Here is a 26,875-nt window from a genome sequence, read left to right on the forward strand (position 1 = left end):
AAGGTTAACTAACAATCGTTAGTTAAATGTAAGGAAAAATTCGGGCTGCTGGCCTGCAGCCTCGTAAATAGAACGTCATGCTGAGCGAAGCTGAAAGCGTAGTCGAAGCATCTCGCGTGCAGCAGTAATCAAATTAGTATTACAACGTCAGCACGCGAGATGCTTCGACTCCGCTCAGCATGACGTTCTATTTACGAGGCTATCAATTACTGGTCGAAATCCACCACTACCCGCTCCGAGGTGGGGCGGGCCTGGCAGCTGAGGACGTAGCCCTGGGCCACTTCCTTTTCGGACAGCGAGTAGTTCACGTCCATTTCCACAGTACCTTCGGTCACGCGGCAGCGGCAGGTGCTGCACATGCCGTTTTTGCACGAATACGGCGCGTCGGCCCCGGTTTCGAGCACCGCATCCAGAATCGTGTCGCCGTAGTACGACATTTCCAGCACGCGCTTCGTGCCTTCCAGCTGCACCGTTACCTGGCTGTGCTTATCGTCCTGGCCGGCGGGGCGCTGGGCCTGGCGGGCGGCGGCTTTCTGGGCGCCAGCCGCGGAGGCAAACAGCTCGAAATGCACCTTCTCGGGCGCTACGCCGGCTTCCAGCAGCACGCTTTTCACCTCCATAATCATCTCCTCGGGCCCGCACAGAAACACCTCGTCTATTTTCTGCGCCGGGATGATCTTGTCGAGGAACATTCGGGCTTTGGCACCGTCGATGCGGCCGAACAGCAGGTCTGTGTCGCCCTGCTCGCGGCTGAGCACGTGGTATACACTCAGGCGCTGCAGGAAGCGGTTTTTCAGGCCCTCGATTTCCTCCTTGAAGATGATGGAGTTGCGGCCCCGGTTGCCGTAGATGAGCGTCACGCGACTATTGGGCTCCGTCAGTAGCACTGTTTTCAGGATGGACAGCACCGGCGTGATACCTGAGCCGGCCGCGAACAGCACGTACTGTTTGGCCTGAGCGGCATCCAGCGCGGTAGTGAAATGGCCCATCGGGGGCATCACCTCCAACTCGTCGCCGACGCGCAGCTGCTGCACGGCGTGGGTGGAGAAGCGGCCTTCCGGTACCTGCTTGATGGCCACGCGCCACTCGTTTTCCAGCGGGCTGCTGCAGATGGAGTAGCTGCGGCGCACTTCCTCGCCGTTCAGGTGCCGCCGAAACGTGAGGTACTGGCCCTGCGTGAACCGAAACGTGTCGCGCAGCTCGGCGGGCACATCCAGGGCCACGCTCACGCAATCCGGCGTTTCGCGGGTGATGCTCTTGACTTTAATCGTATGAAAGCGGCTCATTGTAGTTAGTGCTTAGTGCCTAGGGCTTAGGGCTTAGAGAATAGGTAGTTTTATCTGCGAAAGAAAGACTACCTATTCTCTAAGCCCTAAGTCTTAAGCACTGCTAATACTATTTCTTCAGCCCCGAAAGGAGCATGGTGACGATGTTGTCTTCGAGTTCTTCGGCCGACAGCTCGCGGCCGGGGCGGTACCAGAGCTCCACCCAGCGCACGGCCGAGAGGATGGTAAACAGCGCCACCGAGACGTTTACAGGTTGAAACTCGCCGGCCGCAATCCCCTGCTCAATCAGGGCCGCGAAGCCTTTCTCGTACTGCTTGCGGGCCTGCTTGAACTCGGTGAGGGCGGGCTCGCGCAGGTACTTCCAGTCGTGATTGCCCACCGATACGGCCGCGCCATCCTCAATCATCAGCCGGATGTGCAACCGAATAAGGGCCGTGATTTTCTCCACGAAGGAAGCCTCGGTGGACTCTATTTCGGCGAGCTGGGAGATGTAGGTACTCGATACCCGAAAGCAGATCAGCTCCAGAATCTCATCCTTGCTCTTGATGTGGTTGTACATGCTGGCCGCCTCAATGCCCACCTCGCCGGCCAGGTCGCGCATGGAGGTGCCGCTGAACCCTTTCTGTCGGAACAGCTTGGCCGCTTCTTCCAGAATCAGCTGGCGCTTATTGGATTTTCGGATTGGGAGCATGGGTGGGGTAGGAAGGAAAGGAAGCGCTGGTCGTTCGGGAGCTAAGGTACTAAACCTACGGATACGCAAACTAATGTTTGTTAGCTTTTCGGGCGGCGTTCCTAGCGTTCTGAAACGGGCAACGCTTTCGTTCGGCCGATTACTTCGGCGCTGCCGCTATCCGTTTGGTGACGGTTGATAGAGATGTTGTGGGTAGTCATTACGTAATGCGTGTAATCGGAAAGACTTATGCGCTGAACCTGAGTCGGTCCGGGCTCTTAATCGACAGGACGGGGCAGAAACTATGTACCTACTTCAACCAAGCTGGCGGCAAAGCGTAAAAGCAGCGCATACGCTGCTGGGTCCCGGCATGCCAATATGTTGTAGCTAACCCAGGGCAACCCCGTCCGGCTTCGCACAGTTGTATTGGACCAGGGGCCGTACGTGGTGCGGGCTTTTTACTATCTGCTTTATGTCGACTTTCTCTTCTCCTGATACCCCGGAAGGCCAGCCAGTGCGCCCCGAAGACGGCACGCGTCGTTCGTTCATGAAACAGGCCGGCGGCCTGCTGGGTCTGGCCCTGGCCCCGCCCTTCGTGGGCCCCGCCGAGCGGCTAGCGGCCTACTCCAAAACGGTGGAGGGCGTCACGTCGCTGCAGCTGAAAATCAACGGCACCGTGCGTAGCATTCAGGCCGAGCCCCGCGTGACGTTGCTGGATGCCCTGCGCGAGTATCTGGACCTGACCGGCACCAAAAAAGGCTGCGACCATGGCCAGTGCGGCGCCTGCACCGTCCACGTGGATGGTCGGCGCATCAACAGTTGCCTCACGCTGGCCGTGATGCAACAGGGCAAGGAAATCACCACCATCGAGGGCCTGGCCCAGGGCGACGCGCTGCACCCCATGCAGGAAGCCTTCCTCAAGCACGACGGCTTCCAGTGCGGCTACTGCACGCCCGGCCAGATTATGAGCGGGGTGGCCTGCGTGAAAGAAGGCCATGCCGGCTCCGACGACCAGACCCGCGAGTGGATGAGCGGCAACCTCTGCCGCTGCGGCGCCTACCCCAACATTGTGGCCGCCGTGCGGGAAGTGGCTGGCAAAGCGTGATGAAGTGATGAGGCAAAAAGTGATGAGGAATTTTCGTCATCTGCTTGCTGCCTGTCACCTCATCTCTTCATCACCTCATCACTAATTCCATGAACAACTTTAGCTACACCCAGGCCGGCTCGGCCAAGGCGGCCACCGGCCTGCTGAAAGACAAACCCCAGGCGGCCTACATTGCCGGCGGCACCACGCTGCTGGATCTGATGAAGGCCAACCTGGAGGAGCACCCGCAGCTGGTCGACATCAACACCCTGCCCTTCAAAGGCATCGAGCAGACCAAAGACGGCCTGCGCATCGGGGCTATGGAGCGCATGAGCGACGTGGGCGAAAATAAGCTGGTGCTGGAGCAGTTTCCGGCTATTTCGGAATCCTTGCTGCTAGCCGCCTCGCCCCAGCTGCGCAACATGGCCAGCATCGGGGGCAACATTCTGCAGCGCACCCGCTGCGGCTACTTCCGCGACGCGGCGTTTCCGTGCAACAAGCGCGTACCCGGCTCGGGCTGCCCCGCCCTCACCGGCGACAACCACAACCTGGCCGTGCTGGGCACCTCCGAGAGCTGCATCGCCACCGCCTACCCCGGTGACCTAAGCGTGGCCCTGGCGGCCTTCGATGCCGTGCTGACCCTGGAAAACCAGAAAGGCAAGCAGCGCCAGGTGCTGGTGAAGGACTTCTACCTGCTGCCCGGCAAAACGCCCCAGAAAGAAACTGTATTGGAACCCGGCGAGCTGATAGTAGCCGTGACTATTCCGATGACCGCGCAGGCCCGCCGCTCCACCTACCTGAAGGTGCGCGAGCGGAGCAGCTACGCCTACGCGCTGGCCTCGGCCGCCGTCGGCCTCGACGTGCAGGGCGGCACCATCCGGGCGGCGCGCGTGGCGCTGGGCGGCGTAGGCACCAAGCCCTGGCGCAGCCCCGAAGCCGAAAAGGCCCTCGTAGGCCAGCCGGCCACCGAGGCTACATTCCGGGCCGCCGCAGCCGCCGCAATGCGCGGTGCGCAGCCCCGCAAGGAAAACGCCTTCAAGGTAGAGCTGGCGCAGAATACGCTGGTGCAGGCTTTGATGAAAGTAGCGGGCTAAGAACAGTGTAGAGACGCGACACTTCGCGTCTCCCCGTTGAACGGCTTGCTTCTGAAAAGCCGCAACAGCCAGCGTCAGCAACGATTGAGACGCGAAGTATCGCGTCTCTACTCTCCCTCACGGACCTCATTCCCATGGATACCGCAGAACCAACTTTCTTTGATACCAACCCCAAGGCAGGCGTTGTAGGCCAGCCGCTGAACCGGGTAGACGGCCGGGATAAGGTCACGGGCAAGGCCAAGTACTCGGCCGAGTTCAACCAGCTGCCGGGTCTGGTGCACGCCGTGCTCAAAACCAGCGACGTGGCCAAGGGCCGCATCACCGGCTTCGATACCTCGGCGGCCATGAAACAGCCGGGCGTGCTGGCCATCCTCACGCACCAGAATCTGCCCAAGCTGGCCAAAACCCCCAATGATGCGGAGGGCAAAAAGGCTATCGGCGCGCCCATGGGCTTTTTGCCGCTGACCACGGACCAGATTCACTACGCCGGTCAGCCGGTGGCCATTGTGGTGGCCGATACGCTGGAGCGCGCCCAGTACGCCGCTGCGCTGCTGAAGGTGCAAGTAGCGGCCGAAAAGCCGATTGCCTCCTACGAAGACCCGCAGGCCAAGCTGTTTGACCCCACGAAGGTGCAGGACGGCAAAGCGCCGGCCCACGTTGTGCGCGGCAACGCGCAGGCGGCCTTCGCGGCGGCGCCGGTGCAGCTTACCCACACCTACACCCACGCCATCAACCACCACAACCCCATGGAGCCCGGCGCCACCACGGCCCACTGGGAAGCCCCCGACCGCCTCACCATCTACGACGCCACGCAGGGCGTGACGCGCACTCAGAAGGCCGTCAGTACTATGCTGGGCCTCTCGGCGGAGCAGGTGCGGGTAGTGACCAAGTACCTCGGCGGCGGCTTCGGGTGCAAAGGTTCCAGCTGGCCCCACACCATCCTGACGGTGCAGGCCGCCAAAGCTGTGGGCCGGCCCGTGAAACTCTCGCTCACCCGGCCCCAGATGTTCACCGGCATGGGTCACCGCGAAGACCAGACACAGACCCTGAAAATGGGCGCTACCCGCGACGGCAAGCTCACGGCCCTCATCCACGAGAAGACCTCGACTACATCGCCCTGGGACAACTACGCCGAGTCGAACAGCAAGATCATCAATATGCTGTATGCGTGCGAGAACTTCGAGGCCTCGTATCAGCTGGCCCGCGCCAACGTCATGACTTCCACTTTCACGCGGGCTCCCGGTGAAGCGCCCGGCTCGTTTGCCCTGGAGAGTTCCCTCGATGATCTGGCCTACCAGCTAGGAATTGATCCGCTGGAAATCCGGCTGCGCAACTATGCCGAGAAAGACCCTGGCACCGGCCAGGCCTGGAGTAGCAAGAGCCTGAAGGAGTGCTACGCCCGCGGGGCTGAGCTGTTCGGCTGGAGCAAGCGCAACCCCAAGGCCGGCGCCACCCGCGACGGCCGCCTGCTGGTGGGCTGGGGTATGGCCACGGCCAGCTACCCCGTCCACAACTCGCAGGGCACGGCCCGCGCCCGCCTCTACGCCGACGGCCACGCCGTGGTGCAGGCCGGCGCCACCGACCTGGGCACCGGCACCTACACCGTCATGACCCAGGTAGCGGCCGATGCGCTGTTTCTGCCCGTGGACAAGGTGCGCTTCGAGCTCGGCGACACCAAGCTGCCCACTGCGCCCAACTCGGGCGGCTCGGTGGCGGCTGGTACGGTGTCGTCGTCGGTGTACATGGCCGCGCAGGACGTGTGGCAGAAGCTGATCAAGGTGGCGGTACTCGATAAGAAGTCGCCGCTGTATCGCGCCAAAGCGGCTGATGTGGAGGTGAAGCAGGGCCGTTTGCAGCTCAAGAACAATCCGCAGAAAGGGGAGGACTTCGCCGCCATCATGAAGCGCGCCGAAATGGCCGACATCGAGGGCAACGGCCAGGGCCGCTACGGCAGTGGCTACGAAGACGCCCAAGCCGCCGCAAATGCCGACCCCGCCAAAAAGGATCAGGCCGCCGACCATTCCATGCATTCTTTCGGGGCGCACTTCTGCGAGGTGAAAGTGGACCCCGACCTGGGCACCGTGCGCGTTACGCGCTGGGTGAGTGTGCACGGGGCCGGCCGCATCCTCAACGCCAAAACCGCCCGCTCCCAGATCATCGGGGGCAGCATCTTCGGCATCGGGGCGGCGCTGATGGAAGGCACCGTGCGCGACCAGAACTACTCGCGCTACACCAACGCCTCCCTGGCCGACTACCACATTCCCGTCAACGCCGATATTCCGGAAATGACGGTGGAATTCATCGACGAAAAAGACCCCCACATCAACGCCATGGGCGTAAAGGGTATCGGCGAAATTTCGATGGTGGGCGTCTCCGCCGCCGTAGCCAATGCCGTGTTCCACGCCACCGGTAAGCGGGTCCGCAGCCTTCCTATCACCCCCGATAAAGTGCTGGCCACGAAACCAGTACAGGCTTAGATTATGCGGATGATCTAAAGCACGTCATGCTGAGCTTGTCGAAGCATCTCGCGTGCTGACGTTGGGCTAGTAACTCAACATCAGCACGCGAGATGCTTCGACAAGCTCAGCATGACGTGCTTTTGTCTTAGTTCAGGCCAACGCCGCCGTTTCTCTATCCGTACTGCTGTGTATCATGACTGAACTCCAACGCCTGCTTATCGCCTACGACGCGCACCGCGCCGAGGGCCGCGCCTGCGCCCTGGCCTCGGTGGTGGACGTGGCCGGCTCGGCCTACCGCCGCCCTGGCGCCCGCATGCTCGTCACCGACGAAGGCCGCCTGACCGGGGCCATTAGCGGCGGCTGCCTCGAAGGCGACGCCCGCCAGCGCGCCCGCCGCGTGATTCAGCAGGGCCGCCCCACTGTCGTTACCTACGATTCCACCGACCCCGACGACGACCTGCAATTCGGCGCCGCGCTGGGCTGCCAGGGCATCGTGCAGATTCTGCTCGAACCCCTCGACTTCCAAAACCCCGACAACCCCGTGGAGCTGCTGCGCCGCTGGGCCGAAGGAGTGGAGGCCAACGCCGTAGTAGCCACCGTATTCAGCACGGCGGGCCCGGGCTCCGAGGTAGCCGTGGGTCAGCGCCTGTTGCTGACATCCGATAACACCGCGCAAGGCACGCTGCCGGAAGCTGCTGACCTGTACGCCGCTATTCTGGCCGATGCCCGCACCGCCTTGGCGGCTGGGCAGCCGGCTACCCGTCACTACCCGGCCGGTGCCGGTACCGTGCGCGTGAGCCTGGAAATCCTACGTCCGCCCGTGCGCCTCACCGTGTACGGTGCTGGTAACGACGTGCAGCCGCTGGTGCGCCTAGCTGCCGGCCTCGGCTGGCGCGTGCTGGTAGTGGATGGCCGTCCCGCCCAGGCCCAGCCCGCCCGCTTCCCCGAAGCCGACGAAGTGCGCGTGCTGCCGCTGGCGCAAGTAAACCAGCAGCCTCACGATGGCAGCTTCGCGCTGCTGATGACCCACAACTACTACTACGACCTCGCGGTGCTCCAACACTTGCTGCCGGCCGCCACGGCGCGCTACATCGGGTTGCTGGGGCCGCGCAAGAAGTACGAGCGGCTACTGGATGACCTCACCAAGGACACGCCTGACGCCGCCGAGCAGCTGCGGGGCCGCATCCACAGTCCCATCGGCCTGAACCTGGGGGCCGAAACGCCCGAGGAAATTGCCCTGTCCATCGTGGCCGAAATCCAGGCAGTACTCACCGGCCGCCCTGCCGGCTTCCTCCGCGACTCCCCGCATCCCATCCACCCGCCTCTGCACAGCAACGCCCCGCTGGTGCCCGAGGGCCGGGTGGATGCCATGTGCGCCATCGGCGAGTAAACCCACAGTAGCGCGAACTTTGTAGTTCGTGTCCCCGCGCCGTTAAACGAATCAGACGGCGCAAGGACGCGAACTACAAAGTTCGCGCTACTGCTTTTCCGCCTCCAGGTTTTACCACTGGATAGCCACACTTTCCGGCTACCTATCAACTCAATGCCCAACGCCATCATCCTGCTTGCCGCCGGCTCCTCGTCCCGCCTCGGCCAACCCAAGCAGCTGCTCCAGTTTCAGGGACAGACGCTGCTGCGGCGCGCCGCCGAAACAGCTGTAACCGCCGCGGCCGGCGTGCCAGTCGTCGTCGTCACTGGCGCGCTGCATCAGGAGCTGCTGCCGGAGCTGGCGGGCCTGCCGGTGCAGGTGGTGTGCAACTCCGACTGGGCCGCCGGCATGGGCTCTTCCATTCAAACCGGTCTTACCTTCCTCGAAACCCTGCTTCCGGCCACAGATGGCGTAACCGTCATGCTCTGCGACCAACCCTTCGTGACGCCCGCGCTGCTGGCGGAGTTGCGCGAAACGCACGCCCGCACCGGCCGGTCCATCGTGGCTTCGGCGTACGCCAAAACTCAGGGCGTGCCGGTGTATTTCGCGGCCGAAGCGGTGCCGCTGCTGCGGGCGTTGCCGGCCGGGGCGGGAGCGGGGCATCTGTTGCGCCAGCATGGGGCCTTAGTGGCGGCAGTGCCCTTCGCATTGGGTGCCGTAGATGTGGACACGCCTGAGCAGTACGCGGCTCTGTTGGCGGGGCAGTAGCGTAGGGAGCGAATGGGTCACGTTTGTGCTGCTGCCGCGTCGCTAACAACGCAGGCCCGGCAACGGCCGCGCCGAATTCCCGTTATCTTGCCCGAACTCTACCTCAACCCCCTCCTTGTATGAGCGACGCTACCGCCGCCGTAACCCCGCCCGAAGTGGGCTTCGAGAACATTCCCAAGGACGATAAGCGCATCACTCGGGGCTGGACGTTCTACGACTGGGCCAACTCGGTGTACCCGCTGGTCATCACCTCCAGCATCTTCCCCATCTACTGGGGCGCGATGGTGAAGGAAATTACCAAAACCGACAGCGGCAAAAGCCCGGTGGATTTTCTGGGGTTCCAGGTGCCCGGCTCCTCGCTGCTGACCTACGCCATTTCGGCGGCCTTCCTGTTCATTGCCATCATCAGCCCGTTTCTCACGTCGCTGGCCGATTTCTCGGGGCGCAAGAAGCTGTTCATGCAGATCTTCTGCTACCTCGGGGCCTTTTCCTGCGCCGCGCTGTTCTTCTTCACGCCCGATACGCTCACGCTCAGCACCTTCGTGTTCGTGCTGGCCACCATCGGGTTTTCGGGCTCCATTGTCTTCTACAACTCCTATCTACCCCTGATTTCCAGCGAGGAAAAGTACGATTCGCTGTCGGCGCGCGGGTTCTCCATGGGCTACATCGGCTCGGTGCTGCTGCTGCTGGTTTGTCTGGGTTTGATCATGGGCCATGAGGCCATTGGGCTGGAAGAAGGATTTGCCACCCGGTTGGCCTTCCTGCTCACCGGCCTTTGGTGGGCCGGTTTCGCCCAGATTGCCTTCTTCGCGCTGCCCGCCGACCCCGGCCGCCCGGCCGGGGCCGCCGACGAATCGGGCTGGCTGCTCAACGGTTTCCGGGAGCTGGGCAAAGTGTGGGACCAGCTCCAACAGCTGCCCAATCTGAAACGCTTCCTGCTGGCCTACTTCACCTACAACATGGGCGTGCAGACGGTAATGTACGTGGCCACCATCTTCGGCGATGAAGAGCTGAAGCTCGAAAGCTCGGCCCTGATTCTGACCATTTTGCTGCTCCAGATTGTGGGTATCCTGGGAGCCTACCTGTTTTCGAAACTCTCGGAGCGCATCGGCAACACCCGGGCTTTGAGCTGGGCCGTGTTTATCTGGATGCTGATCTGCATCGGTGGCTACTTCGTGCAGGCGGGATGGTCGTTCTACGCCTTGGCCGCCGTCATCGGCCTCACTATGGGCGCGGTGCAAAGCCTTTCGCGCAGCACCTACTCCAAGATTATTCCTGAAAACACGCCCAATACGGCGGCATTTTTCAGCTTCTTCGACGTGACGGAAAAGCTCAGTATCGTAATCGGTACGGCTGTTTTCGGGGTTATTGCCCAGGTGACGGGCTCTATGCGCAACAGCATTTTGTCGCTCATCGTGTTCTTCGTGCTAGGCCTAATTTTCCTGCTGCGTCTGCGCGGCAAGAAGCTGCGCGACGATGTGAGCGGGGCTGATCCGAAGCTGGCGGAAGGCCTCAGCGGCAACTAGCAGCCGGTCGAACCCCAGTCGCCGCCTGATACCCGCAAATTTCAGTACTTGCCAACGAGCACCGGCCGCCCCGGTGCTCGTTGCTGTTTTCACGCCCTCAAACCGCAGTTCCTTATGCACACGTCCTCCCTTCAACAGAATATCCTGGCCGAACTCGACCATGAGCTGGCTACCACCCGCAAGCTACTGGAGCGCGTCCCCTACGACCAAGCCGACTTCACGCCGCACCCCAAAAGCATGAAGCTGTGGCAGCTGGCCTCGCACATCGTGAACCTGCTGGCGTTCAACCAGCTGTTCGTGCAGCATGCCTCCCGCGACTTTCTCGACCCGAACGGCCCCAAGCCCGGCCCCACGCCCACCAGCTCCGAGGAGCTGCTGCAACGCTTCGACCAGTACAGCGCCAGCCTGCGCCAGGCCCTGCAGGACTCCGACGACGAGCAGCTGACCGGCAGCTTCCGCCTGCACCGCGGCGAGCAAACCCTGATGGAACGCCCCAAAGGCGCGGCCATCCGCATCATGGGCCTCAACCACAGCATCCACCACCGCGGCCAGCTCTCCGTGTACCTGCGCCTGCTCGACATCCCGCTGCCCGCCATGTACGGCCCCTCCGCCGACGAGCAGGGCTGGGGGTAAGGGGAATTAAAAATTGAGAATTAAAAATTAAAAATGGGCCGCTCAATTATCTCGTGGGAGGTATTTGAGCGGCCCATTTTTAATTTTTAATTCTCAATTTTTAATTGAAAACACCCGCTCGCCGGCAATCCAGGTTTGCTGGACTTTGGCGGTGCGGAGCTGCTCTTTGGGGGCTTCCAGCAGGTCGGTTTTCAGGATCACGAAGTCGGCGGCCATGCCGGGGCGGATGCTGCCTTTCTGCTTGTCCTCGAAGGCGGCGTGGGCGGCCCAGGTGGTCATGCCGCGCAATGCGTCGGGGCGGCTGAGGGCGTTTTCCATCTGGAAGCCGCCGGCCGGGTAATTCTTGGCATCCTGCCGGGCCACGGCCGAGTGGAAGCCGTAGAGCGGGTTGATGTCCTCCACCGGGAAGTCGGAGCCCAGGGCCACCTGGCCGTACTGCTTGCGCAGGTCGTTGAAGGCGTAGGCTGTTTTGAGGCGGTCGGCACCCAGCCGCTCGCCGGCCCAGTACATATCGGAGGTGGCGTGGGTGGGCTGCACCGAGGGCACGATGCCGTACTGCCCGAACTTGGCTATATCGGCCCCACTTACCACCTGGGCGTGCTCAATGCGCCAGCGCCGGTCCTTCTGGCCCTTCAGCGCCTCGCCGTAGATATCCAGAAGCAGCCGGTTCGAGGAATCCCCGATGGCGTGGGTGTTCATCTGAAATTTGCTGGCCGCCAGCTCTTTCGCCAGGCTGCGGAAATCCGACGCCGACGACAGCAGGAAGCCGGTTTCCTTCGGCCGGTCAGCGTACGGGTGAATCAGGCAGGCCCCGCGGGAGCCCAGGGCGCCGTCGGCGTACACCTTGAACGAGCACACCGTGAGGCGGTCCTTGAATACCGGGCCGTTTTTGAGGTAGAACTCTTTGTTCTCTTTGGTGGGCGCCAGCATGGCATAAAAGCGCACTTTCAGCTTGCCCTGTTGCTGCAAGGCATCGAGCCGATCCACGTTGGCTTTTTCCAGGCCGGCATCGGCCATGCTGGTGAGGCCCACGGCCACGCACCGCTGCTGCGCTTCCAGCAGCGCCGTTTCCGCTTCGGCGGCGGTGGGTTCCGGAATTTTGGCCGCCACCAGCTTCACGGCGTTATCTACCAGCAAACCGGTAAGCCGCCCCTGGGCGTTTTTGCTGATAGTGCCGCCGCTGATGGGCGTACGGGCCGTGACGCCCGCTAAGTCCAGTGCCTTCTGGTTCACGAGGGCCGCGTGGCCATCCACCCGGATGATGAAGACGGGCGTGTTCGGGAACAGCGCGTCGAGGGTGTCTTTGGTGGGAAACTGCTTGTTGGTCCAGTCGTTCTGGTCCCAGCCGCGGCCGGTGAGCCAGGCGGCCTGCGGGTACTGCTGCCGTTGCTGCTGGAGCTTCTGTATTACTTCCTTCCACGAGCCAGTGCCTACCAGGTCGGCATCACGCAAGCCCAGGGCGTAGCGGTAGAAGTGGCAGTGCGCGTCGTAGAAGCCGGGGTAGATGAACTGGCCCTGGGCGTCCACTTCCTGCTTGCTCTGGTACTTGGCCCGGATTTCTTCGGCCGTGCCCACGCTCACAAACTTGCCATTCTGCACGGCAAAGGCCTGCGCCTTGCTGAACGCCGAATCGACGGTGTACACCGTGGCGTTGTACACGATAAGGTCGGCGGGCTGGCGGGTGCCGGAGTTACAGCCTGCCAAGGCGGCCGTAGCGGCCAGCAGCCCGAAGGCGGGCCGGCGTAGAAGGAGGAGGGAAGGCATCATGCCGGCGAAAGTACGCAGCCGACCGGCAATCCGCAGCCGCTACGGCCGCTTTTTGGCGCACTGCCGCAGCCAACGGCGCGCTTCGGCTTCATCAGTGAAGCGCTGCAGGTGATAGGGCTGGTTGGCGTCGTCGGGCAGGGGCGGAATGGCGGGGGTAGCCAGTACCCCGGCCAGCTGGTTCGGGGCCATCAGAAACGCCAGGTACGTGGTACCGCCCAGGCGCGGGGCCAGTTGCGGAAAAAATACCTCCAGCATCCAGAATACGTCGGTGGGGGCAATGCCGGCGGCCCGTTTGCTGGTGTCAATCAGCCAGTGCCGGCACTGGTACTCCTCGGCCGTATCCAGCAAAGCGGCGTAACCCTGGTGCATTTCAAACGGCATGACGGAGCGCCGCCACTGGCCCAGCAGCGTGCGGCGGCGGCCTTCGTAGTTGATGAGCAGATAAGGCGGGGAGGCAACGAGGGGCATAGCAGAAGCAGGCGCGGAAAAAGAGCGGGGCCTGCATTCCAACAGAATACAGGCCCCGCAAATAGCAGTTTTTTTTGCTTACTCGAACCGCATGTGTTTCACCGACTCGCCGGAGTTTTTCAGCTCCAGCAAGGAATCAATGCCAATCTGCAGGTGCGAGGTCACGAAATCGGCGGTTACCTTTTTGTCGCTTTCCGAGGTTTTCACGCCTTCGGGCGTCATCGGATTGTCGCTCACCAGCAGTAACGCGCCGTGGGGAATCTCGTTCACGAAGCCGACGGTGAAGATGGTAGCCGTTTCCATATCCACGGCCATGGCCCGGATCTGGCGCAGGTACTCCTTGAAGTTCTCGTCGTGCTCCCACACGCGGCGGTTGGTGGTGTACACCGTGCCGGTCCAGTAGTCTTTCTCGTGCTTCTTGATCATGCTGCTCACGGCGCGCTGCAGGCGGAACGACGGCAAAGCCGGAATTTCGGCGGGCAGGTAGTCGTCGGAGGTACCCTCGCCCCGGATGGCGGCGATGGGCAGGATCAGGTCGCCGAGCTTGGTTTTGTTTTTCAGGCCGCCGCACTTGCCCAGGAACAGGGCCGCTTTGGGTTTTACGGCCGAAATCAGGTCCATGACGGTAGCCGCCATCGGGGAGCCCATACCGAAGTTGATAATGGTAATGCCGTTGGCCGTGGCCGTCTGCATCGGCTTGTCGATGCCACGAACTTCCACGCCGAACTGCTCGGCAAACATGTGTACATAATTCACGAAGTTGGTCAGCAGGATGTACTGGCCAAACTCCTTCAACGCTACGCCCGTGTAGCGGGGCAGCCAGTTCTCGACGATGTCGGCTTTGGTTTTCATAAGGGTAAAAAAGTAAGTGTTGCGTGAAGAAAGGCTATACCTGCGCCGGTTGCTGCGCCAGGCGGCAACCAGCTGCGTTCAGCCGGAAAAGGATAGGTACAAAAAAACCGTCGGAACCCACCAGGTGGGGTGCGACGGTACGGGAAGAAAAGCGGGAGCAGAGTACCCAGGGCCGTACCTTTGGAGGTGATGCAAGAGTTGAACCTGCCGCCTTTCGAGTACAAAGTTACACAATCCAGCGAAAATTTGCTAATCTGGGACGTTCTGCGCCGCCGGAATGTGGTACTCACGCCCGAGGAATGGGTGCGCCAACACGTAGTGCATTATCTGATTACGCACCGGGGCTACCCCAAAGGACTGCTGAGCCTGGAGCGCGGCCACCGCTACAACCAGCGCCAGAAACGCACCGACTTAGTGGCCCTGGATGCTGCCGGCCAGCCGCTGCTGCTGGTGGAGTGCAAACGGCCCACGGTGCCCATTACGGCGGCTACGGCTATGCAGGCGGCCACGTATAACCAGACCATCGGGGCGCCGCTGCTGCTGCTGACGAACGGTTTGCAGCACTTCTGCTGGCGCGTCAATTTTGCCGAACGCACCAACGAGCGACTCGCCGAGGTACCCCGGTACGAGGCTCCGGCGGCGGGCCGGTAGCCGGCTGCGACCCGGCTAAGGGACGAGTTGCCCGGGGAATGAAGCCAATTTGCTTTCTTTAGGTTGAAAACCGGATACTTGCTTCCGTTTGGTTCCGGCGCACGGTGGCTGCCAGGCCGGCCCCGAAACCGTTTTCTACCCTCCGCTCATGTCCCTGTCCCCGCCCGAAGCTCCAGTGCCGGATTCGCCGTTTACGCAAAGCGCCGAGGCTGCCTTTGTGCTGGATGTTGCAGGACAGCTGCGACAAGTTACGGCGGGTTTGGCGGAGCTGCTGGGGCAGCCAGCCGCCGCGTTGGTGGGGAAAAGCCTGGCCGGTTTTCTGCCGCTGACAGAGCAACAGCAGCTGGCGGCCGGTCTGCATCGTGCCGCTACCGGCGAGGTAGTCAGTATAGAGGTAGCGGTGAATGAGCAGCCCGGGGCGCACTGCCTCTCGCTGCTGCCGCTGCCGGGCGGCGGCGAACTGTACGGCCTGTTGCGGGCTGCGCCGTCGGTGTCGGCGGCCAATGCGCTGCTGCTGGAGCGGGAGCGGCATCTGTCCGTCATATTTGATAACATTGCCGACGTGACGTTTGTGCTGCGGGCCGAAACGGATGGGCAGTTCCAGTTCGTGTTTGTTAACCGGGCCTTTGAAACCACCACTGGCCTGCCGGCCGCGCAGGTGGTGGGCCGGCTGGTCTCAGAAATTATTCCGGAGCCGGCCCTTAGTGAGGTGCTGGAATACTACCGGACCGCTTTGCGTACCCGGCAGCCCGTGGCGTGGCAGGAAACTTCTGACTATCCCACCGGCCGCAAAACCGGCGAAGTTCGGGTAACGCCGGTGCTGGAAGCCGATGGAACCTGCTGCCAGCTGGTGGGCATCGTGCATGATCTTACGCCGCAGAAGGAATCCGAAATCCGGCTCCAGGTTAGTAACGAGCGGTTTCACTACGCGTTGAAGGCTACCACCGATGCCATTTACGACTGGAATATTGCCGCCGATACGCTGTACTGGGGCGAGGGATTTGAGGAGTTGTTTGGTCATAAGCTGACGGAAAACCCAACGCCTTTCAGCACCTGGGCCAACTACGTAGAGCCCACGGAACACGACCGGGTAGTGGCGGGGCTACGCTACACGGCCTTTGAAACGAGCAATCTGTTCTGGCAGCAGGAGTATCACTTCAGCCGGTCCGATGGTTCCTGGGCCATGGTATTCGACCGGGGCTACATTCTGCGGGATGCCCAGGGCCGGGCCACCCGCATGATCGGGGCCATGCAGGACATTACGGCCCGCAAGGAAGCCGAGAACCAGCAGCACTTGCTGGCCGAGAAGCTGGGCCGGCAGAATGCCGATCTGCAGCAGTTTACCTACATCGTTTCGCACAACTTACGCGCCCCGCTGGCCAATGCCCTGGGCTACGCCGACTTGCTTTCACGGGTGGAAAAAACGTCGGAGGTATTTGATGAGTCGCTCAAAAACCTGCGCACCAGCCTGCACCTGCTGGATGGCGTACTGACGGATATCAACGGCATTCTGTCCATCCGCGACCAGCAGGGCAGCTATCGGCCCGAGCCGGTAGCCCTGGCCGAGGTGTGCCGGCAGGCGCTGCACAGTCTGGTCCACCAACTGCAGGAATGCGGCGGAGAACTGCGGTGCGTTATTCCTGAAGAGTTGCGGGTACCGGGTAGTCGGGCCTACTTTCACAGCATTTTTCACAACCTGATTTCCAACGCCATCAAGTACCGCTCCGACGCGCGCGTGTTGCAGATTGCCATTGAAGCCACCGGCAGTTCCGGCGGACCAGTCCGGATTGTCGTAGAAGACAACGGGTCGGGCTTCGACCAGGAGAAGGTAGGCGGGGATATATTCCAGCTGTACCGCCGCTTCCATCCCGATAAACCCGGTCGGGGCATCGGGCTGTTTCTGGTGAAATCCCACGTTGAATCCATGCACGGACGTATCAGCGTACAAAGCCAGCTCGGTGTCGGCACTCAATTCACTCTCCTCTTCTAACGCTCGCTCCAGCGCCCCGCGCATGAAAACCTACCTTATCGACGACGATACGCTTAGTACTTACTTAACGGAGCAGCTATTGCGGGCCGAAGGGTTTTCGAATACCATCAACACGTTTGACTCGGCGCAGCAGGCGTTGCAGCAACTGGTAGAGGATAAGGACAAAGCCGCGCCTCAAGTGGTATTTCTGGATCTGAACATGCCCGCCATGAATGGCTGGGAGTTTTTGGATGCCCTAGCCCCCTACGAGGGCGAGCTGCTGGGGCACTGCCACATTTACATCCTCACTTCCTCGCTGGCTCTGGCCGACCTGGAAAAATCAAAAAGCTACGACCTGGTTTCCGGCCTCATTCACAAGCCCATTGATACAGAGGAAATCCGGGCTATCCAGTCGCAGTTTGAGGAAAAAGGTGCTGCTGAATAGCTGCGCACAGGATTAGTGGTACAGGCTGTTATCGAGCAAGCCATCAGTATAGAGCTGGGCGGCGGCTTTTACTTCGTTGCCGTACTGTTGTGCTTTGATGGGGTCCGGCTGCGCCAGCGGTTCGGTAGAGAGTTGGTGGGTCTGGTAGGGATACAGCCGGATTTTATCATCCGCCGTCAGCTCCGTCACAAAGTCGTGGTGCACTAGGAACAGAGAGCTGCCGCTCAGGAAAAAGGCCCGACCGGTAGTGCTGGCATCGAAAACGGAGTAGCCGAAAGGCAGCAATTGCCGGTTGGCGGGTAAGCCCAGCACGTCCACCACGGTAGCCGGTACATCGGCCTGCTGGGTGATGCGGTGTACATCGGCCGGCGGCAGCTGACGGCCCGGGTGGAAAAGGAGCAGCGGCGTCTTGTAGTTGCCCAGAATATTCTGGTAGTCGGGCCGGTCCGATTGGGAGGTGTGGTCGGCCAGCAGAATGAACAGGGTGTGCTCGTACCAGGGCTGGCGGCTGGCCGTTTTGAAGAACTGCCGCAGGGAAAAATCCGTGTAGCCGATAACCCCGTGAATAGGCAGTGTGCCACCGGGGAAGCGTCCCTCGTACGGCTTGGGCACCACAAACGGTTCGTGTGAGGTGAGGGTGAAGAGCGTGGAGAAAAACGGTTGCTTCTGCTGGCTCAGCTGCCGCGCGAAATACTGCAGGTATGGCTCATCCGAAATACCCCAGTGCCCATCGAAATCGGGGCTTTTTTCACCGCCCGGATACTCGTTCAGCCCGTAGTATTGCTGCACGCCGGCAATGCCGCTAAACGTGTTGAACCCCATCGTACCGTTCTGCGCCCCGTGATAAACGGACGTTGCATACCCCTCCCGGCTCAGAATTTCGCCGAGTCCATGCAGCTCATCGGTCTGAAAATTGGAGGTGATGAACGGACTTTCAAGCAAAGAGGGTAGCCCAGCCAGTACCGCCGGCAGGGCTTCAATGGAGCGGCGGCCATTAGCATAATGCTCCTGAAAAAACAGCCCTTTGGTAGCCAGAGAATCGAAAAAAGGCGTGTAGCCCTGGCCACCGTTTTCGATGCCGGTGTATTCGGAGGCAAAGCTCTCCAGCAGCAACACCACTACGTTGTCGCGGGGCGCGCCGGGTCGGGCAGCGGGCGTACTGCTGCCCAGGGCCTGGCGGGCCAGTGGCGCAGTCGGGAAGAATTTGCGACGTTCCAGCTGCTGGTAGCCGAGGCTTTTGAGGAAGGTGAACGTGCTGTTGAGGGCTACGTGGCCCAGCGCCGGCGGACTCTGCATGAAGGCGTGGCCGGTGCGTAGCGGTTTCAGCTGCAGCCCCCCGCGAATACCCAGTACAATTAATCCAACTAGCAACAACACTTGCCCGGCATACACCAGTGCCGTCCGTCCGCGCCGCCGTGCTGCCGGAGCCGTAACGGCCGCCCCGGTCTGGGGCAGCGGATACAGCCACCACAGCGCCGTTAGCAACACCCCGAACGGCAGCAGCAGAAACCAGTAACTGAGGAGTAGCTGCCCGGCCTGTCGGCGCACATCGTCGCCGATGGTAAGCAGCTCGTTGCTGGTGCGCCGCCCGATGAACCGGAAGTACTCCACGTCAATCAGGTTGAGCGCCACACCCAAGCTGTTCAGCAGCAGCCACACCACGCGTACCAGCCGCTGCCAGGCCCGCGCCCTGCTCGGCACCAGGGACAGCACGATAAACGGCAGGTTCAGCAGCAGCAGTGCCGAAATATCGAACCGGAAGCCGTGCCAGAACGCCAGGGCCATCTGCGCTGCGGAGGCATCCTGAAACGTAGCGTAATTGAAGGCGAAGAATCCCGCGCGCAACAGTAGGTAAACGCCCAGCAGCAACAAAAAGCGACGAACAAGTAAACGCAAAAACTCAGCTGGCATATGCAGTAGACCCAGGCAGTACGTCGGTCCGATGCGGACGGAATCAGGTAAAAATGGCGCGGTGACCCGAAGTAACCAGTGCTTACAGTGGCTTAAGCGTTACCGACTGACCGTCGGGGAGGTTCTTGATCTGCTCGTGGAAATCGGCCAGCCACCGCAGCCGCTCCGTTACCGATACGGCTTTGGCCCCGGCTTCGGATTGGTTTTTGGTGGCAATACACACCGGCGGATACAAACTCAGCAGCTGGCCCGGGTGTAGCACCCCGCCCGCCTGCTGAAAGGCCCGCAGTGGCTGCATGCCCAGGGCATCCAGCGGAAACTTCTCGGCCCCGAACAGGAAGTGCTTGAAATCCACTTCCAGATCGGCCAGCTCGCCGGTTTCGGTATCCAGCCACAGCACCGCGTCGCCGCGCAGCAGAAACTGGTTGCCGGCACAATCCTGAGCAAAGGGAATATCAGCTTTCTGCACTTCGGCGTAGGTGCGCCACAGCGCCCGTTCGCCCTGCCACACGTTGGCCAGCGCGTGCCAGCTAGGCGCGGCCACGCAGCCCCGGATGTGCAGCCCGCCGAAGTAGGCCACCACGCCGTTCTGCTCGCGCAGAAAGGCCTGCAGATAGGAGGGAAGTCGGGCAAACGTTACAAGGTCCGTCAGCTCCTCGCCGGTATAAATAATGCCTTTCAAGGGAAGGAAAAGTAAAAGAGAAAAGAAAGTTGCTGCAGCAAGACAGCTACCGTTGGTTATAAGGCAGGGGTAAAAGTAAAAGTTGAGTGCCCGGTGCATTACAGCCCCAGATACTCAACTTCTACTTTTTGACTTTGACTTTTAAGCCTTACGCCACAGCCGCTTCCATAACCGCGTCAACCGACTCCAGGGGCAGGCCCCACGCATCGGCTACGCCTTTGTACACCACTTTGCCATGTACTACGTTCAGACCAAGGCGCAAAGCCTCGTCGCGGCGGCAGGCTTCCTGCCAGCCCAGGTTGGCCAGCTTCACGGCGTAGGGCAGCGTAGCGTTGGTCAGGGCCAGGGTAGAGGTGTACGGCACGGCGCCCGGCATGTTGGCCACGCAGTAGTGCACGATGTCGTCGATGATGAAGGTTGGGTTTTCGTGAGTGGTCGGCTCGCACGTCTCAATGCAGCCGCCCTGGTCCACGGCCACGTCCACCAGCACGGTGCCAGGGCGCATGGTTTTCAGCATCTCGCGGGTGATAAGGTGCGGGGCTTTGGCACCCGGAATCAGTACCGCGCCGATGATGAGGTCGGCGGTTTTGATGGCTTCGCGGATGTTGTACTCGTTGGAGTACTGCGTCACCACGTTCTTGGGCATGAAGTCGTCCAGCTCGCGCAGACGGTTCAGGCTGATGTCCATCACGGTTACTTTCGCGCCCAGACCCGCGGCAATTTTGGCGGCCTGCGTGCCCACGATGCCGGCACCCAGTACCAGCACTTCGGCGGGCTTCACGCCGGGTACGCCGCCCAGCAGAATGCCGCGGCCTTTCAGCGGCTTCTCCAGGTATTTGGCGCCTTCCTGCGGAGCCATGCGGCCGGCCACTTCGCTCATCGGAATGAGCAGGGGCAGGGCACGGGAAGGCAATTCCACTGTTTCGTAGGCCAGACACACGGCTTTGCGCTCAATCATGGCGTGGGTTAACTCCTCGCCCGAGGCAAAGTGGAAGTAGGTGAACAGCAGCTGATTCTCCTTGATGAGCGGATATTCCGAGGCAATCGGCTCCTTCACCTTCACAATCATCTCAGCCTTGGCGTACACCTCCTCAATGGTAGCCAGCACGGTAGCGCCGGCCTGCTCGTACTCGGCGTCAGAGAAGCCGCTGCCGTTACCGGCAGTAGCCTGCACGTACACCTCGTGGCCGTGCTTGCGGAATTCAGCTACACCGGCGGGCGTCAGGCCCACGCGGTTCTCGTTGTTCTTGATTTCTTTCGGTACGCCGATCAGCATGAGATAATGCGGGTGGTGAAACGTGGGTGGATGAAAATGCCCGGAGAGCAAGGCAAAGATAAGACAAGCCGCCGGCATTATGAGGCGGTGGGCTGTTGTCCGCAAAAGGCGGCATCGGTTTGCCTGGTTTGCTGCCGCCCGTCCTGAAAAATACAAAGCCCCGATGCCGGCAGGACATCAGGGCTTTTGCTTGCTTATAAGCTTACAAAGCAGAGCCGGATAGTACGTTTTCGTGCAATGCGGTAAGCTTACTTGAACGGAACCGAAGCGCCGCTTTCCTTTACCATGCTGCTGCCGTTCAGGTCCTGCACCACGTTGGCCTTCAGCGTCAGCTTCGCGTCGCCGGTAATGTCGTTGCTGGTAATAACCACGGGTTCAGCTTGTTCACCCAGCTTGCGCTGGCTGTACACCAGCTCCACCACGCTGCTCTGGCCGGGCTTGATGGGGCCCGGCACGTTCTTGTAGCCAACGCAATAGCACTGCGAGGTAATGGCCCCCAGCACTAAGTCCTGTTTCCCGGTATTCTTCACCGTGAATTTGGCCGTCAGGGACTGGCCGGCTTCCATCTTGCCGAAATTATGCACGGCGCGGTCCAGCGTCAGGCGCGGTGACTGCACAATCTGGGCCGGTGTGAGCGAGGATTTCATCTGCTCCTTATTCAATACGTTGCCCTTGATGGTGAGCACCGAGCTGGGCGAGGTGGCATTGCTGGTCACCGTGACGGTTTTGTTGAAGACGCCCGGGCGGCCGGCGCTGCTGTACACGGCCTTCACGATGCCAGTTTTGCCGGGTAATACGGGCGTTTTGGTCCAGTCCGGGGTAGTGCAGCCGCAGCTGGCCTGCACGTTGGCAATGATGACGGGCTGGTTGCCGGTGTTTTTAAAGCGGAACTCATGGGTAGCCATAGTGCCCTCCGGCACGCTGCCGAAATCATGCAGCTCTTTGTCGAAGGTGAGTACGCCCTGGGCCTGGGCGGCACCGGCCAGCAGCACGGCCAGCAGGAAGGAGAACAGGTGTTTCATAGTCAAAAGCAGCTAGTAAGTAGAGGAACGTCATGATGAACGAAGTGCAACGCAGCCGAAGCATGACATTGCCAAAGATAACCACAAAACCGCCTGTCACCGCATCAACGGCAAAGTCCGTACTTTTGAGGGCCTGTTTCCCGCCGGGCGTTTTCCACCCACCCACTTTTTGCCCCCACACCCGCCTTTCATTTATGTCTACTGCCGAAACCGCCGCCGACGTGCTATCCTCAGTTGCCACTCTCAGCAAAGAAGACCTGCTCCACGACTATCGCCTGGGCTGGGAAAGTCGCCACGCTTCCCTGGCCGGCCGTAAGGAAGTATTCATGGGCAAGGCCAAATTTGGCATCTTCGGCGACGGCAAGGAAGTGCCCCAGCTGGCCATGGCCCGCGCCTTCCGGGCCGGCGACTGGCGCGCCGGCTACTACCGCGACCAGACGTTCATGCTGGCCATCGGGGAACTGACGCTGCAGCAGTATTTCGCCCAGCTCTACGCCCACGCCGATGTGGAGGCCGAGCCCAGCACCGCTGGCCGCGCCATGAACGGCCACTTCGGCACCCGTCACCTCGATGAGGACGGCAACTTCAAAAACCTGGCTGAAAGCAAAAACTCCTCGGCCGATATTTCGCCTACCGGCGGCCAGATGCCCCGCCTCGTGGGCCTGGCCTACGCTTCCAAACTCTTCCGCCAGAACCCCGAACTGCACCAGTTTTCGCAGTTTTCGGTGAACGGCAACGAGGTGGCGTTCGGCACTATCGGCAACGCCAGCACCTCCGAAGGCATGTTCTTCGAGGCCATCAACGCCGCCGGCGTGCTCCAGATTCCGATGCTGGTAAGCGTGTGGGACGACCACTACGGCATTTCGGTGCCCGCCGAATACCAGACCACTAAGCAGAACATCAGCGAAATTCTGAAAGGCTTTCAGCGTGAGGGCGAAGGCCAGGATGGCTTTGAGATTTTCCGGGTGCGCGGCTGGGATTATGTTGCCCTCATCGACACCTACCAGCGCGCCGCCGAAGTGTGCCGCACCCAGCACGTACCCGTGCTGATTCACGTGCAGGAAGTGACCCAGCCCCAGGGCCACAGCACTTCGGGCTCGCATGAGCGGTACAAGAGCAAGGACCGCCTGAGCTGGGAAGAGGAGCACGACTGCCTGCGCAAAATGCGCGAGTGGCTGCTCCAAGAAGGTCACGCCTCCGAAGAAGAATTGACGCAGATTGAGAATGAGGCCAAGGAAACCGTGAAAGTGGCCCGTACGGCTGCCTGGAGCGCGTTCTTCAACCCCATCAAGGAGGAAGCGACGGAGGTAGTGGCCCTGCTGAACCGCCTGGTGAAGGAAACCGGCACCGAAAACAAGCTGCACGAGCTGGTAGAGCCGCTGGAGCACAACCCGGCCCCCATCCGCGCCGATCTGGTGCGTACCGTGCGCCGCGCTTTGCGCGCCGTGCGCGGCACCCGTAGCGCCGCCCGCCGCGACCTGCAGAACTGGCTGGAGCAGGCCCTGGCCGAAAACTCGGACCGATACAACTCCTACCTGTTCAGCCAGAGCGAGGAAGCCATTGGCAACATTGAGGAGGTAAAAGCCGAATTTGCCGCCGACGCCCACCAGGTAGACGGCCGCGAGGTACTACAAGCCTGCTTCGACGCCAACTTCCAGCGCGACCCGCGCATTTTTGCCATTGGCGAGGACGTGGGCCGCATCGGCGACGTAAACCAGGCCTTTGCCGGTTTGCAGGAGAAATTCGGGGAGCTACGCGTGACGGATACCGGCATTCGGGAATGCACCATTGTGGGGCAGGGCATTGGGGCGGCCATGCGCGGCCTGCGCCCCATCACCGAAATCCAGTACCTCGATTACCTGCTTTATGCCATCCAGATTCTGAGCGACGACGTGGCCTGCCTGCAGTACCGCACCAAGGGCGGCCAGAAGGCTCCGCTGATTGTGCGTACCCGGGGCCACCGCCTGGAGGGCATCTGGCACAGCGGCTCGCCCATCCAGATGATTCTGGGCGCTATCCGGGGCATGCACCTGTGCGTGCCGCGCAACATGACGCAGGCGGCTGGTTTCTACAACACGCTGCTGCGCAGTGATGAGCCGGCTATTGTAATCGAGTGCCTCAACGGCTACCGTCTGAAGGAGCAGATTCCGTCCAATGTGGGTGAGTTTACGCTGCCCCTGGGCCAGCCCGAAACCCTGAAAAAGGGCGACGACCTGACCATCGTGACCTACGGCTCGATGTGCCGCATTGTGCTGGACGCCGCCAAGCAGCTGGCCGAAGTGGGTATTTCGGTGGAGGTAATCGATGTGCAGACGCTGCTGCCTTTCGACGTAGACCACGTTATTGCTGACTCCTTGCAGCGCACCAACCGCGTACTATTTGCCGATGAGGACGTGCCCGGTGGCGGCACTGCCTACATGATGCAGCAGGTGGTAGACGAGCAGCAGGCCTACCGCTTCCTCGACTCGCAGCCGCGCTGCCTGGCGGCCCAGGCTCACCGCCCACCCTACGGCTCCGACGGCGACTACTTCAGCAAGCCCAATGCCGAGGACGTGTTCGATACGGTGTACGAGATGCTGCAGGAGGCAGACCCCAAGCGGTTTCCGGCCATCTATTAACCAATAGCAAAAGGTGCTAACGGACTGTGGGCCGCAGGTTACGGAGTGTTACTCCCGTAATCTGCGGCCCACAGTCACCACTGCTGACTGCTACTGCAACGTGATGGGGTCGGTAATGACTTCGTTGCTGACACGTAAGGCCCGGTCCTTGATCTTGACTTTGAAGCGCAGGACGGTTCCGGTACGAAGCACCGAGTTCTTGAAGAGTTGCAGGTTATAGTCGATTTCGCCTTTCAGCGGGGCTTTCCGGTCGCCTTGCTCATCTGGGGTGAGGCGGGGGTAGCGGCCGTCGTAACCGGGGTCGTTAGGAGAGAAAACGATGTCCTGAAAGACGTTGTTGGCATCCCGCACCTGCAAGCGACAAATATAGTTGTAGCCGTCCGGGTTGAGCGTGTTATCCGGCTTGGTGACGTTGAACGGCGGATCGGTATCCGTGTCGCGCAGGCCCAGGTCACCGTCACCATCCTGGTAGCTCACCGTCACGACTACCTTATCGTACGTGCCGGTGGCGTCGGAAATACGCTCCTTGGTGATGCGCCTGAACTCAATTTCCGGGGTTTCTGGGTAGTCCGGTGGGCTGATGCAGGAGGTAACCAGCAGACCCGAAAGCGTCAGCAGGGAAGCAGAGCGGAGCGTACGAAATATGGCCATACAAAGCAGAATAGACAGTCGGGGGAAGCGGCCCCCGCCGGGCAGGAAGGTACAACATCTCAACGAACGAAGTACTGCCCGCATTGTTCTCAGTTCCGCTAACCCCAACGTGCCCGAATGAGTTTCCGCACCGATTACCTCCGCCAGCTTCCCTCTTTAACCAACGCTACTGCTCCTGCGGCGGCTCTGGAGCTGTTCCGCTACCAAGCCCGGCACTGCGCCCCGTATGCCGAGTACCTGGCGGCCCTGGGCTGCCGGCCGGAGCAGGTGCAGCAACTGGAGGATATTCCGTTTCTGCCCATCGAGTTCTTCAAAACCCAGGATGTGCGCACCGATGCCGCCGACTGGGAGCCGCAGGAAACCTTCCTGAGCAGCGGCACCACCCGCCAGAGCAGCAGCCAGCACTTTGTGCGCGAGCCGCTGCTCTATCGCCAGCACGCGGCCCGTATTTTCGAGCAGTTCTACGGCCCGCTTACGGGCTGGACATTTCTGGCCCTGCTGCCCTCGTATCTGGAGCAGGGCAATTCCTCGCTGGTGGCCATGGTGGAGTACTTCGCCCAGCAGTCGGGCCAGACGGAGCCGGCGTTTTTTCTGCGTGATCATGAGGCGCTGGTAGCTGCGCTGGGCCGGGCCAAACAGCAGCCCGGCCGCCGGGTGCTGCTGCTGGGCGTGAGCTACGCGCTGCTGGACTTCGCGGCGGCCTACGCCGGCCGGGCGGAGCTGCACGGCCTCACGGTGCTGGAAACCGGGGGCATGAAGGGCCGCCGCCGCGAGATGATCCGGGAGGAACTGCACGCCGAGTTGCAGCAGGCTTTTGGACCGGCCGGTATCCACTCCGAGTACGGCATGACGGAGCTGCTGGGCCAGGCCTATAGCTTCGGCGACGGCCGGTTCCACGCTCCGCCCCAGTTGCGGGTGCTGCTGCGCGACCCGTCCGACCCGTTTTCCGCATCGGAAACCCGCGCCGCCGGGGCCATCAATATCATCGACTTGGCCAACGTGGACAGCTGCGCCTTCATCGAAACCAAGGACCTAGCCCGCATGCACCTCGATGGCTCGTTTGAAGTGCTGGGCCGGCTGGATAACTCCGACGTGCGCGGCTGCAACCAGATGGTGTAGTGGTGTGATTACTCCGCCTTCTTCACCACCGTAATCACGCCGTCGTGCTCCAGACGTACTTTTTCCAGGGTGCTGAGGTCGTCGGTGTTAGCGGCGGCCCGGATGCCGGCGCGCAGCTCCGGCTCGCTCACGCTGGCCCGGCGCAGCTCGTGCTGGTGAATGGTGGTGCCTTCGGCCAGTACGGAATCGGAGCCTTTGACCAGCCGGCGCAGGGTGGGCGAGAAGTACAGCGCGTAGGCCAGTGCCCGATGCACGAATACCAGCGCGGCGGCGGCCACGAAAGTGATGCCCATGGGCGCATCGGCAATGATGACGCGGCTCAGCAAGGCTCCGAACATGAATTTGACCACCATATCCAGGGCGCTGTTGCCGCCGAAGGTGCGCCGGCCCGAGAGCCGCAGCAGCACCAGCGCCACCAGAAATACCAGCACTGCCCGGGCGCAGGTCTGGGCCACGGTAATGGTATCGGCCGTGGCCTGCATGCCCAATAGTTGATCGAAAAAGGCTTCCATAGATACGTAAAATGCCGGCCCAGGTGGGTCGGCATTTTTCTTA

Annotated in this window: 23 protein-coding genes; 12 read left to right on the forward strand and 11 right to left on the reverse strand. The window is 61.4% G+C overall.

Annotation, left to right across the window (positions count from 1 at the left end; all coding sequences use genetic code 11):
- Positions 1 to 206 precede the first annotated feature (206 nt).
- Positions 207 to 1,286, reverse strand: coding sequence for a 1,2-phenylacetyl-CoA epoxidase subunit PaaE (gene paaE / locus EI293_RS10615; protein WP_125437393.1), 1,080 nt, complete (start codon positions 1,284 to 1,286; stop codon positions 207 to 209).
- A gap of 109 nt (positions 1,287 to 1,395) precedes the next feature.
- On the reverse strand, positions 1,396 to 1,977 hold the full coding sequence (locus EI293_RS10620; RefSeq protein WP_125437395.1) for a TetR/AcrR family transcriptional regulator: 582 nt from the start codon (positions 1,975 to 1,977) through the stop codon (positions 1,396 to 1,398).
- A 451-nt stretch (positions 1,978 to 2,428) separates the two neighbouring features.
- Between EI293_RS10620 and EI293_RS10625 the strand changes: the two genes are divergently transcribed.
- From EI293_RS10625 to EI293_RS10655, 7 genes are all read left to right on the forward strand, one after another.
- Positions 2,429 to 3,061 (forward strand): (2Fe-2S)-binding protein, encoded by a 633-nt coding sequence (locus EI293_RS10625; RefSeq protein WP_125437397.1) that lies wholly within the window; start codon positions 2,429 to 2,431, stop codon positions 3,059 to 3,061.
- 89 nt (positions 3,062 to 3,150) lie between these two features.
- Positions 3,151 to 4,134: an FAD binding domain-containing protein gene (locus EI293_RS10630; protein WP_125437399.1), complete on the forward strand. Its 984-nt coding sequence runs from the start codon at positions 3,151 to 3,153 to the stop codon at positions 4,132 to 4,134.
- Between the two features lie 134 nt (positions 4,135 to 4,268).
- Positions 4,269 to 6,611, forward strand: a complete 2,343-nt coding sequence (locus tag EI293_RS10635; RefSeq protein ID WP_125437401.1) for a xanthine dehydrogenase family protein molybdopterin-binding subunit — start codon at positions 4,269 to 4,271, stop codon at positions 6,609 to 6,611.
- A gap of 175 nt (positions 6,612 to 6,786) precedes the next feature.
- Positions 6,787 to 7,983 carry an XdhC family protein gene (locus tag EI293_RS10640; RefSeq protein ID WP_125437403.1) on the forward strand — a complete coding sequence of 399 codons (1,197 nt, stop codon included), beginning with the start codon at positions 6,787 to 6,789 and terminating at the stop codon, positions 7,981 to 7,983.
- Between the two features lie 153 nt (positions 7,984 to 8,136).
- On the forward strand, positions 8,137 to 8,730 hold the full coding sequence (locus tag EI293_RS10645) for a nucleotidyltransferase family protein (protein WP_125437404.1): 594 nt from the start codon (positions 8,137 to 8,139) through the stop codon (positions 8,728 to 8,730).
- 119 nt (positions 8,731 to 8,849) lie between these two features.
- Positions 8,850 to 10,256 carry an MFS transporter gene (locus tag EI293_RS10650; protein ID WP_125437406.1) on the forward strand — a complete coding sequence of 469 codons (1,407 nt, stop codon included), beginning with the start codon at positions 8,850 to 8,852 and terminating at the stop codon, positions 10,254 to 10,256.
- Positions 10,257 to 10,370: 114 nt separating this feature from the next.
- Complete coding sequence (locus EI293_RS10655) at positions 10,371 to 10,889, forward strand: DinB family protein (RefSeq protein WP_125437408.1); 519 nt, start codon at positions 10,371 to 10,373, stop codon at positions 10,887 to 10,889.
- Between the two features lie 93 nt (positions 10,890 to 10,982).
- Here the strand turns inward: EI293_RS10655 and EI293_RS10660 are convergent, their stop codons facing one another.
- The 3 genes from EI293_RS10660 to EI293_RS10670 form a co-directional block, all read right to left on the reverse strand.
- Positions 10,983 to 12,653 carry an amidohydrolase gene (locus EI293_RS10660; protein WP_125438036.1) on the reverse strand — a complete coding sequence of 557 codons (1,671 nt, stop codon included), beginning with the start codon at positions 12,651 to 12,653 and terminating at the stop codon, positions 10,983 to 10,985.
- 42 nt (positions 12,654 to 12,695) lie between these two features.
- Positions 12,696 to 13,124 (reverse strand): hypothetical protein, encoded by a 429-nt coding sequence (locus tag EI293_RS10665; RefSeq protein WP_125437410.1) that lies wholly within the window; start codon positions 13,122 to 13,124, stop codon positions 12,696 to 12,698.
- Between the two features lie 78 nt (positions 13,125 to 13,202).
- The gene (locus EI293_RS10670) at positions 13,203 to 13,976 is read right to left on the reverse strand and encodes an AMP nucleosidase (RefSeq protein WP_125437412.1); all 774 of its coding nucleotides are present in this window, start codon (positions 13,974 to 13,976) and stop codon (positions 13,203 to 13,205) included.
- 246 nt (positions 13,977 to 14,222) lie between these two features.
- On the opposite strand from EI293_RS10670, the gene EI293_RS10675 reads away from it, so the two are divergent.
- From EI293_RS10675 to EI293_RS10685, 3 genes are all read left to right on the forward strand, one after another.
- Positions 14,223 to 14,627: a type I restriction enzyme HsdR N-terminal domain-containing protein gene (locus EI293_RS10675; RefSeq protein WP_317127211.1), complete on the forward strand. Its 405-nt coding sequence runs from the start codon at positions 14,223 to 14,225 to the stop codon at positions 14,625 to 14,627.
- A gap of 148 nt (positions 14,628 to 14,775) precedes the next feature.
- Entirely contained in the window at positions 14,776 to 16,617 is a 1,842-nt protein-coding gene (locus EI293_RS10680) for a PAS domain-containing sensor histidine kinase (protein WP_125437416.1), read from the forward strand.
- Between the two features lie 22 nt (positions 16,618 to 16,639).
- A complete protein-coding gene (locus EI293_RS10685; RefSeq protein ID WP_125437418.1) occupies positions 16,640 to 17,041 on the forward strand; it encodes a response regulator in 402 nt (133 codons plus the stop codon).
- 12 nt (positions 17,042 to 17,053) lie between these two features.
- Here EI293_RS10685 and EI293_RS10690 read toward each other — a convergent pair whose 3' ends face one another.
- The 4 genes from EI293_RS10690 to EI293_RS10705 all read right to left on the reverse strand — a co-directional run bounded on the left by EI293_RS10690 (position 17,054) and on the right by EI293_RS10705 (position 21,932).
- Positions 17,054 to 18,937 (reverse strand): LTA synthase family protein, encoded by a 1,884-nt coding sequence (locus EI293_RS10690; RefSeq protein WP_170170337.1) that lies wholly within the window; start codon positions 18,935 to 18,937, stop codon positions 17,054 to 17,056.
- Between the two features lie 97 nt (positions 18,938 to 19,034).
- Positions 19,035 to 19,634 (reverse strand): SMI1/KNR4 family protein, encoded by a 600-nt coding sequence (locus EI293_RS10695; protein WP_125437422.1) that lies wholly within the window; start codon positions 19,632 to 19,634, stop codon positions 19,035 to 19,037.
- 148 nt (positions 19,635 to 19,782) lie between these two features.
- The gene (ald, locus tag EI293_RS10700) at positions 19,783 to 20,910 is read right to left on the reverse strand and encodes an alanine dehydrogenase (protein ID WP_125437424.1); all 1,128 of its coding nucleotides are present in this window, start codon (positions 20,908 to 20,910) and stop codon (positions 19,783 to 19,785) included.
- A gap of 248 nt (positions 20,911 to 21,158) precedes the next feature.
- Entirely contained in the window at positions 21,159 to 21,932 is a 774-nt protein-coding gene (locus EI293_RS10705) for a DUF1573 domain-containing protein (RefSeq protein ID WP_125437426.1), read from the reverse strand.
- A gap of 194 nt (positions 21,933 to 22,126) precedes the next feature.
- Between EI293_RS10705 and EI293_RS10710 the strand changes: the two genes are divergently transcribed.
- Positions 22,127 to 24,550, forward strand: a complete 2,424-nt coding sequence (locus EI293_RS10710) for an alpha-ketoacid dehydrogenase subunit alpha/beta (RefSeq protein WP_125437428.1) — start codon at positions 22,127 to 22,129, stop codon at positions 24,548 to 24,550.
- A gap of 90 nt (positions 24,551 to 24,640) precedes the next feature.
- On the opposite strand, the gene EI293_RS10715 is transcribed toward EI293_RS10710, so the two are convergent.
- The gene (locus EI293_RS10715) at positions 24,641 to 25,201 is read right to left on the reverse strand and encodes a hypothetical protein (RefSeq protein ID WP_125437430.1); all 561 of its coding nucleotides are present in this window, start codon (positions 25,199 to 25,201) and stop codon (positions 24,641 to 24,643) included.
- Positions 25,202 to 25,318: 117 nt separating this feature from the next.
- On the opposite strand from EI293_RS10715, the gene EI293_RS10720 reads away from it, so the two are divergent.
- On the forward strand, positions 25,319 to 26,320 hold the full coding sequence (locus EI293_RS10720; RefSeq protein WP_125437432.1) for an acyl-CoA synthetase family protein: 1,002 nt from the start codon (positions 25,319 to 25,321) through the stop codon (positions 26,318 to 26,320).
- A gap of 8 nt (positions 26,321 to 26,328) precedes the next feature.
- Here the strand turns inward: EI293_RS10720 and EI293_RS10725 are convergent, their stop codons facing one another.
- The gene (locus EI293_RS10725) at positions 26,329 to 26,832 is read right to left on the reverse strand and encodes a DUF421 domain-containing protein (RefSeq protein ID WP_125437434.1); all 504 of its coding nucleotides are present in this window, start codon (positions 26,830 to 26,832) and stop codon (positions 26,329 to 26,331) included.
- Between the last annotated feature and the right edge of the window lie 43 nt (positions 26,833 to 26,875).

The organism is Hymenobacter perfusus (assembly GCF_003944765.1).
GTDB lineage: Bacteria > Bacteroidota > Bacteroidia > Cytophagales > Hymenobacteraceae > Hymenobacter > Hymenobacter perfusus.